Annotated in this window: 15 protein-coding genes and 1 other annotated feature; of the genes, 12 read left to right on the top strand and 3 right to left on the bottom strand. The window is 53.3% G+C overall.

From position 1 onward, the window contains the following. The first annotated feature begins 17 nt into the window (after positions 1–17). From gyrB to OGY19_RS20325, 6 genes are all read left to right on the top strand, one after another. Positions 18–2,432 (top strand): DNA topoisomerase (ATP-hydrolyzing) subunit B, encoded by a 2,415-nt coding sequence (gene gyrB, locus OGY19_RS20350; RefSeq protein WP_048213771.1) that lies wholly within the window; start codon positions 18–20, stop codon positions 2,430–2,432. 213 nt (positions 2,433–2,645) lie between these two features. After that, positions 2,646–3,458 (top strand): sugar-phosphatase, encoded by an 813-nt coding sequence (gene yidA / locus OGY19_RS20345; RefSeq protein WP_048213770.1) that lies wholly within the window; start codon positions 2,646–2,648, stop codon positions 3,456–3,458. A 172-nt stretch (positions 3,459–3,630) separates the two neighbouring features. Beyond that, positions 3,631–4,641: a hypothetical protein gene (locus OGY19_RS20340; protein ID WP_115601258.1), complete on the top strand. Its 1,011-nt coding sequence runs from the start codon at positions 3,631–3,633 to the stop codon at positions 4,639–4,641. A gap of 5 nt (positions 4,642–4,646) precedes the next feature. Next, positions 4,647–5,768 carry a BamA/TamA family outer membrane protein gene (locus OGY19_RS20335; RefSeq protein ID WP_260846263.1) on the top strand — a complete coding sequence of 374 codons (1,122 nt, stop codon included), beginning with the start codon at positions 4,647–4,649 and terminating at the stop codon, positions 5,766–5,768. After that, complete coding sequence (locus OGY19_RS20330) at positions 5,765–6,889, top strand: DUF4056 domain-containing protein (protein WP_370528892.1); 1,125 nt, start codon at positions 5,765–5,767, stop codon at positions 6,887–6,889. Before OGY19_RS20335 ends, OGY19_RS20330 begins: the two co-directional genes overlap by 4 nt. 64 nt (positions 6,890–6,953) lie before the next feature. Beyond that, positions 6,954–8,180, top strand: a complete 1,227-nt coding sequence (locus OGY19_RS20325; protein ID WP_061066890.1) for a YidR family protein — start codon at positions 6,954–6,956, stop codon at positions 8,178–8,180. A gap of 1 nt (position 8,181) precedes the next feature. Here OGY19_RS20325 and OGY19_RS20320 read toward each other — a convergent pair whose 3' ends face one another. Beyond that, entirely contained in the window at positions 8,182–8,514 is a 333-nt protein-coding gene (locus OGY19_RS20320; RefSeq protein WP_162873168.1) for a YceK/YidQ family lipoprotein, read from the bottom strand. Positions 8,515–8,753: 239 nt separating this feature from the next. Continuing rightward, positions 8,754–8,826: a sequence feature (ROSE (Repression Of Heat Shock gene Expression) occurs in the 5'-region of heat shock genes and acts as an RNA thermometer to modulate expression.), on the top strand. On the opposite strand from OGY19_RS20320, the gene ibpA reads away from it, so the two are divergent. The 6 genes from ibpA to OGY19_RS20290 all read left to right on the top strand — a co-directional run bounded on the left by ibpA (position 8,820) and on the right by OGY19_RS20290 (position 12,998). After that, positions 8,820–9,233, top strand: a complete 414-nt coding sequence (gene ibpA, locus OGY19_RS20315; RefSeq protein WP_040231504.1) for a small heat shock chaperone IbpA — start codon at positions 8,820–8,822, stop codon at positions 9,231–9,233. (Overlaps the previous feature by 7 nt.) Before the next feature lie 94 nt (positions 9,234–9,327). Beyond that, entirely contained in the window at positions 9,328–9,756 is a 429-nt protein-coding gene (ibpB, locus tag OGY19_RS20310) for a small heat shock chaperone IbpB (RefSeq protein WP_005121488.1), read from the top strand. 124 nt (positions 9,757–9,880) lie between these two features. Continuing rightward, the gene (locus OGY19_RS20305) at positions 9,881–11,542 is read left to right on the top strand and encodes a putative transporter (RefSeq protein WP_048213765.1); all 1,662 of its coding nucleotides are present in this window, start codon (positions 9,881–9,883) and stop codon (positions 11,540–11,542) included. Positions 11,543–11,771: 229 nt separating this feature from the next. After that, positions 11,772–12,119 carry a YidH family protein gene (locus tag OGY19_RS20300; protein WP_005121491.1) on the top strand — a complete coding sequence of 116 codons (348 nt, stop codon included), beginning with the start codon at positions 11,772–11,774 and terminating at the stop codon, positions 12,117–12,119. After that, a complete protein-coding gene (locus OGY19_RS20295) occupies positions 12,109–12,471 on the top strand; it encodes a DUF202 domain-containing protein (RefSeq protein WP_048213764.1) in 363 nt (120 codons plus the stop codon). Before OGY19_RS20300 ends, OGY19_RS20295 begins: the two co-directional genes overlap by 11 nt. After that, the gene (locus OGY19_RS20290) at positions 12,468–12,998 is read left to right on the top strand and encodes a radical SAM protein (protein ID WP_185963964.1); all 531 of its coding nucleotides are present in this window, start codon (positions 12,468–12,470) and stop codon (positions 12,996–12,998) included. Before OGY19_RS20295 ends, OGY19_RS20290 begins: the two co-directional genes overlap by 4 nt. A gap of 12 nt (positions 12,999–13,010) precedes the next feature. On the opposite strand, the gene dsdA is transcribed toward OGY19_RS20290, so the two are convergent. Continuing rightward, positions 13,011–14,333, bottom strand: coding sequence for a D-serine ammonia-lyase (dsdA, locus tag OGY19_RS20285; protein ID WP_115601260.1), 1,323 nt, complete (start codon positions 14,331–14,333; stop codon positions 13,011–13,013). A 17-nt stretch (positions 14,334–14,350) separates the two neighbouring features. Then, positions 14,351–15,688 (bottom strand): D-serine transporter DsdX, encoded by a 1,338-nt coding sequence (gene dsdX / locus OGY19_RS20280; protein ID WP_115601261.1) that lies wholly within the window; start codon positions 15,686–15,688, stop codon positions 14,351–14,353. Positions 15,689–15,849 lie beyond the last annotated feature (161 nt).

Raw genomic sequence — 15,849 nt, 5'->3', positions numbered from 1 at the left:
ATGAGCGAGAAACGTTGATGTCGAATTCTTATGACTCCTCCAGTATCAAAGTCCTGAAAGGACTGGATGCGGTGCGTAAGCGCCCGGGTATGTATATCGGCGACACGGATGACGGCACCGGTCTGCACCACATGGTATTCGAGGTGGTAGATAACGCTATCGACGAAGCGCTCGCGGGTCACTGTAAAGATATCGTGGTAACGATTCACGCTGACAACTCCGTGTCCGTTACCGATGATGGCCGTGGTATCCCAACCGGTATTCACCCGGAAGAGGGCGTTTCGGCAGCGGAAGTTATCATGACCGTTTTGCACGCAGGCGGTAAATTCGATGATAACTCCTATAAAGTTTCCGGCGGTCTGCACGGTGTGGGTGTTTCCGTCGTTAACGCCCTGTCACAGAAGCTGGAACTGGTGATTCGTCGTGAAGGCAAAGTGCATCAGCAAACTTACGTGCACGGTGTGCCGCAGGCGCCGCTGGCAGTAACTGGCGAAACAGAAATGACGGGGACTCAGGTCCGTTTCTGGCCAAGCCACGAAACCTTTACCAACGTCGTTGAGTTCGAATACGACATTCTGGCTAAGCGTCTGCGCGAGCTGTCATTCCTGAACTCCGGCGTGTCTATTCGTCTGCGCGATAAGCGCGATGGCAAAGAAGATCATTTCCACTACGAAGGCGGCATCAAGGCGTTTGTTGAATACCTCAACAAAAACAAAACGCCGATCCACCCGAATATCTTCTACTTCTCCACCGAAAAAGACGGTATTGGCGTTGAAGTTGCGCTGCAGTGGAACGATGGTTTCCAGGAAAACATCTACTGCTTCACCAACAACATTCCGCAGCGTGATGGCGGTACTCACCTTGCAGGCTTCCGTGCGGCGATGACCCGTACCCTGAACGCCTACATGGACAAAGAAGGCTACAGCAAAAAAGCGAAAGTCAGCGCCACCGGTGACGATGCCCGTGAAGGCCTGATTGCCGTTGTTTCCGTGAAGGTACCGGATCCGAAATTCTCCTCCCAGACCAAAGACAAGCTGGTCTCTTCTGAGGTGAAATCGGCGGTAGAACAGCAGATGAACGAACTGCTGAGCGAATACCTGCTGGAAAACCCGTCTGACGCGAAAATCGTCGTCGGCAAAATTATTGATGCGGCGCGTGCTCGTGAAGCGGCACGTCGTGCGCGTGAAATGACCCGCCGTAAAGGTGCGCTGGACTTAGCGGGTCTGCCGGGCAAACTGGCGGACTGTCAGGAACGCGACCCGGCTCACTCTGAACTGTACCTGGTGGAAGGGGACTCAGCGGGCGGCTCTGCGAAGCAGGGACGTAACCGTAAAAACCAGGCGATTCTGCCGCTGAAGGGTAAAATTCTTAACGTTGAGAAGGCGCGCTTCGACAAGATGCTCTCTTCTCAGGAAGTGGCGACGCTGATCACCGCGCTGGGCTGCGGCATCGGTCGCGACGAGTACAACCCGGACAAACTGCGTTATCACAGCATCATCATCATGACCGATGCGGACGTCGATGGCTCGCACATCCGTACGTTGCTGTTGACCTTCTTCTATCGTCAGATGCCGGAAATCGTTGAGCGCGGCCACGTCTACATTGCGCAGCCGCCGCTGTACAAAGTGAAGAAAGGCAAGCAGGAACAGTACATCAAAGACGATGAAGCGATGGATCAGTACCAGATCTCTATCGCCCTTGATGGTGCTACGCTGCACACCAATGCCCACGCGCCAGCGCTGGCGGGTGATGCGCTGGAAAAACTGGTTTCTGAATACAACGCCACGCAGAAAATGATTGGCCGTATGGAACGCCGTTTCCCGAAAGCGCTGTTGAAAGAACTGGTTTATCAACCGACGCTGGCTGAAGCCGATCTCACTGATGAAGCGAAAGTCACTGCCTGGGTTTCCCAGCTGGTTAACGTGCTGAATGAAAACGAAATGCACGGCAGCACCTGGAACAGCTTTGTGCGTAAAGACGCTGAACTGAACCTGTTCGAGCCGGTGATCCGCGTGCGTACCCACGGTGTTGATACCGACTATCCGCTGGATCACGAGTTTGTGACCGGCGGCGAATACCGTCGTATCTGCACGCTGGGTGAGAAACTACGTGGCCTGATCGAAGACGATGCGTTTATCGAACGTGGCGAGCGTCGTCAGCCAGTTGCCAGCTTCGAGCAGGCGCTGGACTGGCTGGTGAAAGAGTCCCGTCGTGGCCTCGCGATTCAGCGCTATAAAGGTCTGGGCGAGATGAACCCGGAACAGCTGTGGGAAACTACCATGGATCCGGAAAGCCGCCGTATGCTGCGCGTTACCGTGAAGGATGCGATTGCCGCTGACCAGTTGTTCACCACGCTGATGGGTGATGCTGTTGAACCGCGTCGTGCATTTATCGAAGAAAACGCCCTGAAAGCGGCGAATATCGATATCTAACATGTACCTCAGGCCTGCTCCTGTAGGCCTGATAAGCGAAGCGCCATCAGGCAGTTCGTCTGCGTTTGCCGGATGGCGGCTCAGGCCCTATCCGCCCTACCATCGATTGTCAAAAGGGGAATCCCGATTCCCCTTTCCATCCCCCTTTTCGTAGCTGTTTTTTGAGCGGAATCGCGTTAGCATGAGGATGGACTCATTTAATCCGGGGAACTCATGGCTATCAAACTTATTGCTATCGACATGGATGGCACACTTCTGCTGCCCGATCACACCATTTCACCAGCGGTCAAAACGGCGATTGCCGCGGCACGCGCGCGAGGTGTGAATGTGGTGCTGACCACGGGGCGCCCGTATGCTGGCGTCCACAGCTATCTGAAAGAACTGCATATGGAACAACCCGGTGACTACTGTATTACCTACAACGGCGCGCTGGTGCAGAAAGCCGGAGATGGAAGCACCGTCGCGCAAACCGCGCTGAGCTATGATGATTACCGCTTCCTGGAACAACTCTCCAGGACGGTCGGCTCGCATTTCCACGCACTCGATCGCAATACTCTGTATACCGCCAACCGTGATATCAGTTACTACACGGTGCATGAGTCTTTTGTCGCGACCATCCCGCTGGTGTTCTGTGAAGCAGAGAAAATGGACCCGGCGACCCAGTTCCTGAAAGTGATGATGATTGATGAACCAGAAATCCTCGATCAAGCCATCTCGCGTATTCCAGCAGAGGTAAAAGAGAAGTACACCGTACTGAAAAGTGCGCCGTATTTCCTCGAAATTCTGGATAAACGCGTTAATAAAGGCACTGGCGTGAAATCGCTGGCCGATGCGTTAGGAATTAAAGCCGAAGAGGTGATGGCGATTGGCGATCAGGAAAATGATATCGCGATGATCGAATACGCAGGCGTAGGCGTTGCAATGGATAATGCTATTTCGTCGGTGAAAGAAGTGGCTAACTTCGTGACGAAATCCAATCTTGAAGACGGCGTAGCCTGGGCGATTGAGAAATACGTTCTCTCCTGATACACGTATGCCTGGCTTCGGCCAGGCATAAAACATTAAGAATGTTATAAAAATCATGTTTGTATTATCAGATGTGAAATCGCACATTAATCCCCCCACTTAGCACGTAACTTCTATACTCTCCCCCCTTCTTTTATATTCGGGCGATTCCTGCCTGCAACTATGTTTCCTTATGACTAACACACGCATCCGCCTGGTGTTGATGACGTCTTCCTGTTTGGCTTTTCAGGCCTGGGCTGCGACGGATTCTGGCTCAACATTGACACCGCTGTATGACTATCAGGACGATGGTCAGGCTACTTCTTTGCCGACAAAACCCGCGGCTAAACCAACCACAAGCCGCTCTGTTTTGCCGTTTTTAGGTGAGGAGGCACGTAAACGAGGCTACGACCTGCCTGAGCCGTTTGGCGTGAATATTAACTACATGAATATCAGGCAAAACATTAATGTAGACAGCATCAATTTCAACGGTCTTTCCCTGCGCGGTCACTCGTTGGATAACGCGTTTAAAATCAACGTCGGCAACACCCGGGAGAGAAGTAAAACCGAAACCTTAAAACTGGATGCCTGGCTGCTGCCCTTTATGAACGTCTATGGTCTGATTGGCTATACCGACGGACACTCTGTTTCGCAGATAGGTGTAGGAATCAAAGGACCACGTAAATACCGTACACCAGCCAATTTGCAGAATCTGGCATTTCAGCTCGACTTTAAAGGCACAACCTACGGTGTAGGAACGACTCTGGTTGGTGGAGTGGGCAACTGGTTTACGGCTTTTGATGCCAACTATACGCAAACACAGTTCGATATCCTTGATGGCAGTATTAATGCCTTTACCATCTCTCCGCGTGTAGGTTATCGCTTTACCACTCCCGGCATGGAGACCCTGCACATGCCATCCGGTAAGTTAAATCTGTGGGTGGGCAGCATGTATCAGGATGTGCAGCAAGAATTTAGCGGCAGCCTGAACGATCTCACGATGCCTTCTGCGGCGCTGCAAAAAATGGTGGATATTGCGAACAAGGATAGCAATGGTCGCTTCGATGTTAAACAACACCTGCAATCCCCCTGGAACGTGCTGGTAGGCGCGCAATATGAGTTGACCCGCAACGTTAATATCACCACCGAAATTGGCTTCGCCGACCGTAATAGCTTCTTTGCTGCGGGAGAGTATCGTTTTTGACGCGCATCGGCCTGCTTCTGTTTTTCTGCCTGTTTGCCGGATACGTTCAGTCGGCGCTGCCGACCCGCAATGAGATTGACGGCTGGTTGAATAAACTGGGCGCCAGCGATAACTTTAACGCCACTAAAGGTATCGACTGGGGAGTGATGCCTGGGCCGTTTTATACCCCAGAACTGGGGCTGGGGATCGGGACGGCGGTAGTGGGGATGTATCGACCCGATCCGAACGATACGGTGAGTCAAAACTCGACGCTGACGTTGAGCGGCTACTTTAGCTCAACGGGGGCCTTTGGCATCACGATGCAAAATTATGCTTTTTTCGCCGACGATCGCTGGCGTTTCTTTCTTAATGGTGCATTAACAGATACCCCAACCTACTACTGGGGGCAGGGTTTTAGCGCCGGAGATAAAGATAGCCAAAAACAGCAATATACCGCTCAGGTCCTGGATTTGCGTCCAACGCTATACCGGCGGTTAGCGCCTAACATCTATCTGGGGGTCGGCTGGTCGCTGAATACCCAGCATGCTGCGCAAATGGACGACAACGATCCGCCGAAAATTGAAACTACGCCGCAGGGGGCATCGGTTCTCAGTTCCGGGAGTAGCGTGGAACTGAGCTGGGACGATCGTGATTTCGTACCCAATCCGCGTAAAGGGCAGTATGCCGATGTGCGCTACACCCGCTTTACTCCTGAGGTGGGGAGCGATACCCGGTTTGATGAATACCAGTTGCATTACAGCCGTTACCACTCGCTGGACGATAAAAACGTGCTGGCATGGGAGGCGGATGGCACGTTTACCCAGGGAGCAGTGCCATGGAGCATGATGCCGCTGCTCGGTAGCAATCAACGCATGCGCGGTTATTACGAAGGGCGCTATCGGGACAAGAATGTCATCAGCGGGCAACTTGAGTATCGCCGCAAGCTCGATTGGCGGCACGGCGTGGTCGGTTGGCTGGGTGCAGGGACTATGGGGCCATCATTTAGTGCGCTGGACGACGGACGACTCCTGCCCTCGGCAGGAGTCGGTTATCGCTTTGAATTCAAGCCGCGCGTCAACGTACGCCTGGATTACGGCATCGGCAAAGGCAGCAGCGGTTTCTATTTTCAGGTCGGAGAGGCATTTTGAGCAGGTTGCTGAAAACTATGTCGTTACTGGCATCACTTCTCGCAGGCAGCGCTGGAGCGGCACTACCAGTGGCATTAGATCTGTCTCCGCAGGTAACAACGAGAGCGACCACCGCGTGGCCTGCTATGCCGCCACAGCCACTGCCTAAAGGGTTACGTCCTTGCTGTGCATTTGGCTACAACTTGCATGCGGAATTGCTGGGCATGCCGGTACCGTTTTATCAGCTGGATAACGTGGTCCCGGCGAGCCACCTTGGATTGCATCAGTACAACGATAGCATGCTGGCCGGGCTGGAAAACCTGACCGGCTTAAGCCGTGAAAATAACGGCATTCTCTACACCACGCACGGTGGCTTTATTGATACCGCCCACGTGCGTGATACCGCTGATATGACGGTCTATATCTTTAGTCAGATCCTGCCGAAACTGGGGCAGGCTTTTACGCTCGATCTGGATAGCGAACTGGCCCAGCGTCGGTTAGTGTTTAATGCCTTTACACCACCAACCGATCCTGTCGCGCGTTACACGCTGGCAGCCTGGCTGGCCGCTCATCTGGCGTTTCAGGTCGCGGAGTGGCATGAAATTGCGCAATGGTATGGTTTTGAGTCTGTTCCCGGATTTTCTGAAGGTGTTTCTGCTTTTTCGCCAGAGGATCTTTACTCCAATCTGCTTGGTGCCCGCCTGGCGGTGTCGCTGATTCTGGAGGGGCAAACAGTTTCTCAGGGGGTTTACGAGGTGGCGATGGGGACGGCACTTCGCCAGGCACTTGTCCATCTTGGCGCTCAGTCGCCGGAACTCACCCGTTTCCATTTCGATATGCTGGACGGCCGCTGGTGGAACAGTCGGCGTCGGGTGCCGGAAAAGTATCTGGTGCTGCGGCGTAACTATCAGATGGGGGATAATCGTTTGCCGACACGCGTGCCTGGCGAGCGGGCTGTTCTGCAGCGACTGGCGCTGCCGCACCGCTGGCAGGGCGTTGATCTCAATGCTGTCGGAGAGTTGCAACTGTGGCCGGGTACAGCAATGGAGCAGTTACCGCCACCCATTCGTTACTATACGTTCGAGGACTTCCCCGCTTTGGCTGTGAACGCTCAGCAAGCTGATGCGCTTGCGGCCCGCTAAAGGCTTATGGGATACGCGCTGTGCGTGGTAAAAAGGAGCGGTATTTTTCGTCCGGGACACCACCATGAAACAAATCACCTTTGCAGCGCGTAATCATCAGCTTACCAATATCAACACCTGGACACCGGACAGCCAGTGGCTGGTCTTTGATGTGCGTCCTTCCGGTGCATCGTTTACCGGAGAGACGATTGAACGCGTCAATATTCACACCGGTGAGGTGGCGGTGATTTACCGTGCTACGCAAGGCGCACACGTCGGCGTGGTGACCGTTCATCCAAAAGCTGAAAAATATGTGTTCATTCATGGACCAGAAAACCCTGATGAAACATGGTATTACGATTTTCATCATCGACGTGGTGTGATTGCTACGCAGGCAGAGGTGGGGAATCTGGATGCGATGGATATTACTGCGCCGTATACCCCAGGCGCGCTGCGCGGTGGTAGTCATGTGCATGTTTTTAGCCCAAACGGCGAGTTTGTCAGTTTCACCTATAACGATCACGTGCTACATGAGCGCTCACCGGCGCTGGATTTACGCAATGTCGGCGTTGCTGCGCCGTATGGGCCGGTGAAGGTCTCCGCGCAGCATCCCCGTGAATACAGCGGGAACTCTTGGTGCGTGCTGGTGAGCCAGACGACACCAACGCCAAAACCGGGGAGCGATGAGATTAACCGCGCTTATGAAGAAGGCTGGGTGGGGGATCATACGCTGGCCTTTATCGGCGACACGTTGTCTGTCAGTGGCGAAAAAGTACCGGAACTGTTTATCGTTGATTTGCCACGCCATGAAAGTGGCTGGAAACAGCCTGGCGAGGCACCTCTGGAAGGAACGGAAGCAACAATGCCTGCGCCACCAGCCGGCATCGTTCAGCGCCGTCTGACGTTTACTCATGATCGCGCCTTCCCGGGGCTGGTGAATCAACCGCGGCATTGGGTGCGCAGTAATCCAACGGCAGCCGAAATTGCGTTTCTGATGCGTGATGACAACGGTATCGTGCAGTTATGGTTGATTTCCCCACAGGGAGGAGAACCGCGTCAGCTTACCCGCTGTGACACGGATATTCAGTCAGCATTCAACTGGCATCCGTCGGGAAAATGGTTGGGATTTGTACTGCAGAACAGAATCGCTTGTTGTGATGCGCAGACGGGAGAGATTGAATTTTTAACGACCAGCCATGGCAACCCACCTTCAGCAGATGCGATCGTCTTCTCTCCTGATGGCCGACAGGTTGCATGGATGGAAGACGTCGACGGTTTCCGCCAGCTATGGGTGACAGAAACCAGACGTTAACTTAAGGCGCAGGCATTTGAGCTGGGGGGATAACGGCGTTGGTGGCTTGCGTTCTCTCCTCGCTCTTTTCTACGCGAGATCGAACCGAGTTATCTTTGCGAAAGAGATCCCACGGAAGCAGTACCGTATCCAGAACCGCGGTAAAAGGCATATCCAGAATCGCCAGCGACTTTGTTCCCCAGTTTGTATCACTTTCGCTAATCATTGTGGCGCTGGCGCGCGTGCCAGGATATATCCCTTCTTTCCCTCCGGTATGTGACATCACGCTGGAACAGCCGCTGATAAAAACCATCCCGCTGCACATCATCAGTGTTAACACTATTTTTTTTATCATCATTATTTCATCTGCTAATCATCGTGTTTGCAGGGTGAGTTAAAGCGATCCGTTGCGAAAATAACATCACCATCTTGTCGCACTGTGGCGGCAATCGCGATTTAACGATAACGACTGCTCCCCCCAGTGTATGCAATAGACAACAAACTGCAAAAAAAGTCAGAGGAGTACGCTTGAAAAGTTTGTATTAAGACCCATTTTTAGGGTGTAGACAAATGAAGGGCATGCCTGATGGGTGTCCTGGCTACCTGACCTGTCCAAGATGGAAGGTCCAACATTCTCGCTGATTTCAGGAGCTATTGATTATGCGTAACTTTGATTTATCCCCGCTATACCGTTCTGCTATTGGATTTGATCGTCTGTTTAACCTGCTGGAAAACAACCAGGGCCAAAGCAATGGTGGCTACCCTCCGTACAACGTTGAGCTGGTAGACGAAAACCACTACCGCATTGCGATTGCCGTTGCGGGCTTTGCTGAAAGCGAGCTGGAAATTACCGCCCAGGATAATTTGCTGGTGGTGAAAGGCGCGCATGCGGACGAGCAAAAAGAACGTACTTACCTGTACCAGGGTATTGCCGAACGCAACTTCGAACGCAAGTTCCAGTTAGCGGAGAACATCCACGTTCGCGGCGCAAACCTGGTAAACGGTCTGCTGTATATCGAGCTTGAGCGCGTGATTCCTGAAGCGAACAAACCGCGCCGCATCGAAATCAACTAATTTATCTGTCGGGCCGCTTGCGCGGCCCTGCTAAGCACAGGCTTGCCGTCAGGGAGCCGAAAGGTACTTACTCGCTTCTTAGAAGGAGAATATTATGCGTAACTACGATTTATCCCCACTGCTGCGTCAATGGATCGGTTTTGACAAACTGGCCAATGCATTACAAAACGCTGGTGAAAGCCAAAGCTTCCCACCCTATAACATCGAAAAGAGCGATGATAACCACTACCGCATTACCCTTGCGTTAGCCGGTTTCCGTCAGGAAGATTTGGATATTCAACTGGAAGGCACGCGTCTGACCGTAAAAGGTACGCCGCAGCAGCCGGAAAAAGAGACCAAATGGTTGCATCAGGGGCTGGTCACTCAATCATTCAGTCTGAGCTTTACGTTGGCTGAAAATATGGAAGTCTCCGGCGCAAGCTTCACCAATGGCTTGCTGCATATTGATTTGACCCGTAATGAACCTGAAACCATTGCTCCACAACGTATCGCCATCAGCGAACGTCCCGCATTAAATAGCTAAATAGCTCCAGGCCTTTGCCCCGCCAGAAATGACGGGGCTTTTTTGTGCTTTACCCCCCATACATTGCGCTTGTACTCTGCGAGAATCCATTTACTTAATGATGTTATTCACAGGGAACAGAAGAATGAGTGATATAGCATTGACGGTCAGCGTTCTGGCATTGGTGGCGGTTGTCGGGTTATGGATCGGCAACATTAAAGTACGGGGCGTTGGTTTTGGCATCGGAGGCGTACTGTTCGGCGGTATCATCGTCGGACACTTTGTCGATCAGGCAGGGATGACCCTGAGCGGCGATATGTTGCATTTTATTCAGGAATTTGGCCTGATACTCTTCGTCTATACCATCGGCATCCAGGTAGGGCCGGGTTTCTTTGCCTCACTGCGTGTTTCGGGACTGCGTCTGAACCTGTTTGCAGTGCTGATCGTGATTATCGGGGGGCTGGTTACCGCGCTTCTGCATAAGATCTTCGCTATTCCGCTGCCTGTGGTGCTGGGGATCTTCTCCGGCGCGGTCACCAATACGCCCGCACTGGGTGCCGGGCAGCAAATTCTGCGCGATCTGGGTACGCCGGGGGATGTGGTCGATCAGATGGGGATGAGCTATGCCATGGCTTATCCTTTCGGTATTTGCGGCATTTTGCTCACAATGTGGCTGATGCGCCTCATTTTCCGCGTGAACGTTGAGTCCGAAGCTCAGCAGCATGAATCAACGCTGACCAACGGTCATACGCTGATTCAGACGATGAACATTCGTGTTGAAAACCCGAACCTCAATAATATGGCGATTCAGGATGTCCCCATTCTGAACAGCGACAAAATCATCTGTTCACGCCTGAAGCGAGATGAAACGTTAATGGTGCCGTCGCCGGGTACGATTATCCAGATGGGCGATCTGCTTCACCTGGTCGGACAGCCTGGCGATCTGCATAATGCGAAGGTGGTGATTGGGCAGGAAGTGGACACTTCGCTGTCAACGCGGGGTACGGATTTGCGTGTTGAACGTGTCGTTGTGACCAACGAACAGGTGCTTGGCAAGCGGATCCGTGACCTGCACTTTAAAGAACGTTACGACGTGGTGATTTCCCGTCTGAACCGCGCGGGCGTTGAGCTGGTCGCCAGCAGCGATGCCAGCCTGCAATTTGGCGATATCCTCAATCTGGTGGGGCGTCCTTCGTCGATTGATGCCGTTGCCAATGTTGTGGGTAACGCACAGCAAAAACTGCAGCAGGTGCAGATGTTGCCGGTGTTTATTGGGATCGGGCTGGGGGTGTTGTTGGGGTCAATCCCGCTGTTTATCCCCGGTTTCCCGGTGGCATTAAAACTGGGGCTGGCCGGTGGACCACTGATTATGGCGCTGATTTTGGGGCGTATTGGCAGTATCGGTAAGCTGTATTGGTTTATGCCTCCCAGCGCGAACCTGGCGTTGCGAGAGTTGGGTATCGTACTGTTCCTCGCGGTGGTTGGTCTGAAGTCAGGCGGTGATTTTGTTCATACCCTGACGCAGGGCGACGGTTTGAGCTGGGTGGGCTACGGTATTTTTATCACCGCGATCCCGCTGATTACCGTCGGTCTGCTGGCGCGCCTTCTCACCAAAATGAACTACCTGACGCTGTGTGGTATGTTGGCCGGCTCAATGACCGATCCTCCTGCGCTGGCGTTTGCGAACAACCTGCATGCCACCAGCGGGGCGGCAGCGCTCTCCTACGCCACCGTTTATCCGCTGGTCATGTTCCTGAGGATTATCACCCCACAACTGCTGGCGGTGCTCTTCTGGGGATTAGGTTAAAACTGACCTATCCAGTCAGCATATCCAGGAATGCCTGATGCGCTGCGCTTATCCGACCTACATCGTTCACTGTAGGCCGGATAAGGCGCCAGTCGCCATCCGGCATTTCAAAGCACATCTCTCTTTTCCATTGTCTCATCACATTACACTCCCTTTCGTTTGCGAATCAGGTTCATACTCTTTCACTGTTCCGGTATAACGACCAGACTACAATATTGAAGGAGTCGCCATGAAGATTTCCCGCCTTGGAGAAGCGCCGGATTACCGCTTCTCGCTGGCAAATGAGCGTACGTTTCTGGCGTGGATCCGCACTGCGCTGGGTTTTCTGGCGGCGGGCGTTGGTCTTGATCAACTGGCCCCGGACTTTGCTACGCCAGTCATCCGTGAGGCACTTGCCTTGCTGCTGTGTCTGTTTGCGGGTGGTCTGGCGATCTACGGTTATCTGCGCTGGTTGCGAAATGAAAAGGCGATGCGTCTGAAAGAGGACATGCCGTACACCAACAGCCTGCTGATTATCAGCGTCATGCTGACGCTTGTGGCGGTGATTGTTATGGCGCTGGTGCTGTATGCCGGGTAGTCGTAAGGCCCGTCGCCAGTCCGATCCTGGTCTACAACCGGAACGGACATCGCTGGCCTGGTTTCGCACGTTGCTAGGCTATGGCGCACTGATGGCGCTGGCGATTAAGCATAACTGGCATCAGGCGGGAGCGTTATTCTGGGTTTCAATAGCGGTGCTGGCAATTGTGGCGATTATTCTCTGGCGCTACACCCGCAGCCGTAACCTGATGGATGTTACGCATAGCGATTTTTCTGAATCTCGTGCGGTGCGTGACAAATTTATGATCTCCCTCGCGGTGTTATCCCTTGCAATACTGTTTGCTGTAACACACGTTCGCCAACTTATCGTATATATCGGGAATTTTGCATGACAGTATGTGAGGACATGGATGTTAGTGAGGGTATTTTAAAGGTGGTGATTGATCACCAGAAGAGTTTGCAACCTATTGAACTGTACCGTGATTTACGACAAGGCGATGTTCGTCTCGTACAGTTTACCCCTCTGATTAAGCGCGATGAAGCAGGCAACCTGACGGCTGAATCTGTCACACCAGAAGGGTGGGGGCAGTTTTTAAATACGATATTTGATATCTGGGTTCGTGAAGATATTAATCGGGTATCTATTCAGCTTTTTGATAAAACTCTGCGTCGATGGTGTGGTCTGGCGGTTCAAATTGAACGGCAATCGACCTCACAGCAGAGCGTGCGTTGTCGGTCATGTTCCTTATCGCAATTTTACCGTGGTGATTGCCCGGTGCATGGGGATACTCACGGGGAGAATGTGCTGTGTGCGGGATATCAGGCCTTCTTTGAACACTCATCACCCCATATGCGCGTCATGCGCGATCTGATTAAACAGCATCGCTCACCGATGGAGCTGATGGCGATGCTGCGTTGAGATCAGAGGGGGTTAGCGCCCTTTCGCCAGGTATTGCGCCATCTCGGTTTCCGGCACCATGCCGCCGCCGGTCGCCCACACCAGGTGCGTGGCGTTATTGAGCTGATCCGCGCTCAATCCTTGCATCTGCTGGTAATTCGTGGAGGCGCAAACGTGCTGAGGGCCAGCCATGCCCGCCAGCGCCGATGGCTCAAGGCGAATACCTTCTTCCTGCGCCAGCCAGCCCAGCATATCGTACATAGTCTGATCGTCCAGGGTGTACAGTCCGTCGAGCAGGCGTTCCATCGCCCGGCCAACAAAGCCCGAGGCGCGACCGACTGCCAGCCCATCTGCCGCCGTCAGATTATCGATGCCGATATCCTGCACGGAAATGGTATCGTGCAGCCCGGTGTAAATCCCCAGCAGCATGCACGGGGAGTGGGTTGGTTCTGCGAAGAAGCAATGAACGTTGTCACCGAATGCCAGCTTCAGGCCAAACGCCACGCCGCCAGGGCCACCACCCACACCGCATGGCAGGTAAACAAACAGCGGATGATCGGCATCCACCACGCGCCCCTGCTGGGCAAACTGCGCTTTCAGACGCTGACCGGCGACCGCATAGCCTAAGAACAGCGTGCGGGAATTTTCATCATCGATAAAGAAACAGTTTGGATCGGACTGTGCCGCCTTACGACCTTGTTCAACCGCCACGCCGTAATCTTCTTCGTACTCCACCACCGTCACGCCGTGGCTGCGCAGCCTGGATTTTTTCCACGCGCGGGCATCGGCAGACATATGGACCGTAACGTTGAAGCCGATGCGGGCGCTCATGATGCCAATTGACATGCCGAGGTTGCCGGTGGAACCGACTGCGATACTGTACTGGCTGAAGAACTGTTTGAATTCCGGCGAAAGCAGAATGCTGTAATCATCATTTGTCGTTAGCAGACCCGCTTTCAACGCCAGTTTTTCAGCGTGGGTCAGGACTTCATAAATGCCGCCACGGGCTTTAATCGAGCCTGAAATTGGCAAGTGACTGTCTTTCTTCAGCAGGATTTCGCCGTGGATAGGCTGCCCGAACTCTTTTTCCAACCGCTTTTGCATAGCCGGGATTGCGGCCAGCTCAGATTCGATAATGCCCCCAGTGGCGGCAGTTTCCGGGAAGGCCTGCGCCAGATACGGTGCGAAGCGCGTCAGACGCGCGTGGGCATCCTCAACGTCGTGTGCTGTCAGGCCAACATAGGGTAAACCTTCTGCAAGAGAGGTGGTGCCAGGGTTAAACCAGGTTGTCTCTTTCAGAGCCACCAGATCTTCCACTAAAGGATGCTGGGCGATAAGTGTTTGAATGTTTTCCATAGTCAGTCTCTTCGCGCTTAGATAATAAAGGAAAGCAGGAATGTGCAAGCCAGTGCAATAACGGACGCGATAAATGTCGCGGTCGTATAGTATTTGAACGTTTCATTCAGGGTGGCGCCGCAATACTGCTTCACCAGCCAGAACAGGGAATCGGTGACGATCGTGCAGCCAATAGCGCCGGAACCGATGGCAATGGCGATGATTTCCGGGCTAACGTTGGGGTACAGCGGTAGCATCGGTGCCACAATTGCCGTCGCGCCCATCATCGCCACCGTGGCGGAACCCACCGCGGCATGCAGGATTAACGCCACCAGCCACGCCAGCAGAATCGGATGCATATGCATGTTTGAGAGGATCAGCGCCAGAGTATCCGCCAGCCCGCTGCTCTTGAGGATAGCGTTGAATGCGCCGCCTGCGCCGATAATCAGCAGAATGTTAGCAATCGAGCCAAAACCGTTTTCGGTGTGGGTCAGCAATGCCCCCATACCAATGTGCTGACGCAGACCGAGAATGTAATAGGCCACGAAAACGGCAATAAACATCGCGGTGATCGGGTTACCGATAAACTCCAGCAGCGTATACAGCGTACCGCCTTTCGCCATGTTCAGTTCCGCGACGGTTTTGACCAGCATCAGGCCAATTGGCAGCAGCACGGTAAACAGCGTGGCGCTCAGCGACGGCAGCGTACTTTCGTCGCGCACTTTCAGGTCGGAAAACTCAGCCGGGACTGGTTTAAATGGCAGACGGTTACCGAGGAATTTCAGATACAACGGCCCGCCGATTAGCGATGCCATCAAGCCCACCAGTAAGCCGTAGACAATCACGGTGCCAATATCCGCGCCCAGCTTGTTCGCCACGAACAGAGCGGCTGGATGCGGAGGTACGACGCAGTGTACTGCCATCAGCGCCGTACACAGCGGAATCGCCAGCTTCAGTAATGAGGTATTGGTTTTTTTAGCAATCGAAAAGGCCAGTGGAATCAACAGCACCACGCCGACCTCAACGAACAACGTGATCCCGCAAATCAGCCCAACCAACACCATAATGACGTCAGCGGAAAGCCAGCGGCAGCGCTGCAGCGTCAGACCGATGCGTTCGGCTGCGCCGGACACTTCCATCATTTTGCCCAAAATGGTCCCAAGGCCAATAACCGCCGCGAGGAAGCCCAGCGTACCGCCGATGCCGCTCTCAATGGCATTAACCATATCCAGCGGCCCCATCCCCATCATCGTACCCACGAAGAAACTGGCTAACAGCAGCGCCAGAAACGGGTGGAATTTGAACTTCACGATGGTCAAAACGATTAACACGATGCTTATCAGCAGCGTGCTCACAACCCAGATTTGAGAGTGCATAGCTCACCTTGCCCTGTGATTAATATAGGGTTATTGGACAAAAATAAGGCACCGTCTGACAAACGATATAAATCTCCTTTCACATGATCCAGATTGCATCAAATGAGTGATTTACGTCTAATTACGCTGCATTTATGCGATATGGTTCACCTTGATTCATC

The sequence above is a fragment of the Citrobacter sp. Cy070 genome (assembly GCF_030332245.1).
In the GTDB taxonomy this organism is placed as follows: Bacteria; Pseudomonadota; Gammaproteobacteria; order Enterobacterales; family Enterobacteriaceae; genus Citrobacter; species Citrobacter youngae.
This window is presented reverse-complemented; position numbering and strand designations above follow the sequence as displayed.

Coding starts and splice junctions, on each gene's coding strand:
- gyrB (WP_048213771.1), top strand. CDS start 18: ATGTCGAATTCTTATGACTCCTCCAGTATCAAAGTCCTGAAAGGACTG.
- yidA (WP_048213770.1), top strand. CDS start 2,646: ATGGCTATCAAACTTATTGCTATCGACATGGATGGCACACTTCTGCTG.
- OGY19_RS20340 (WP_115601258.1), top strand. CDS start 3,631: ATGACTAACACACGCATCCGCCTGGTGTTGATGACGTCTTCCTGTTTG.
- OGY19_RS20325 (WP_061066890.1), top strand. CDS start 6,954: ATGAAACAAATCACCTTTGCAGCGCGTAATCATCAGCTTACCAATATC.
- OGY19_RS20320 (WP_162873168.1), bottom strand. CDS start 8,514: ATGATAAAAAAAATAGTGTTAACACTGATGATGTGCAGCGGGATGGTT.
- ibpA (WP_040231504.1), top strand. CDS start 8,820: ATGCGTAACTTTGATTTATCCCCGCTATACCGTTCTGCTATTGGATTT.
- ibpB (WP_005121488.1), top strand. CDS start 9,328: ATGCGTAACTACGATTTATCCCCACTGCTGCGTCAATGGATCGGTTTT.
- OGY19_RS20305 (WP_048213765.1), top strand. CDS start 9,881: ATGAGTGATATAGCATTGACGGTCAGCGTTCTGGCATTGGTGGCGGTT.
- OGY19_RS20300 (WP_005121491.1), top strand. CDS start 11,772: ATGAAGATTTCCCGCCTTGGAGAAGCGCCGGATTACCGCTTCTCGCTG.
- OGY19_RS20295 (WP_048213764.1), top strand. CDS start 12,109: ATGCCGGGTAGTCGTAAGGCCCGTCGCCAGTCCGATCCTGGTCTACAA.
- OGY19_RS20290 (WP_185963964.1), top strand. CDS start 12,468: ATGACAGTATGTGAGGACATGGATGTTAGTGAGGGTATTTTAAAGGTG.
- dsdA (WP_115601260.1), bottom strand. CDS start 14,333: ATGGAAAACATTCAAACACTTATCGCCCAGCATCCTTTAGTGGAAGAT.
- dsdX (WP_115601261.1), bottom strand. CDS start 15,688: ATGCACTCTCAAATCTGGGTTGTGAGCACGCTGCTGATAAGCATCGTG.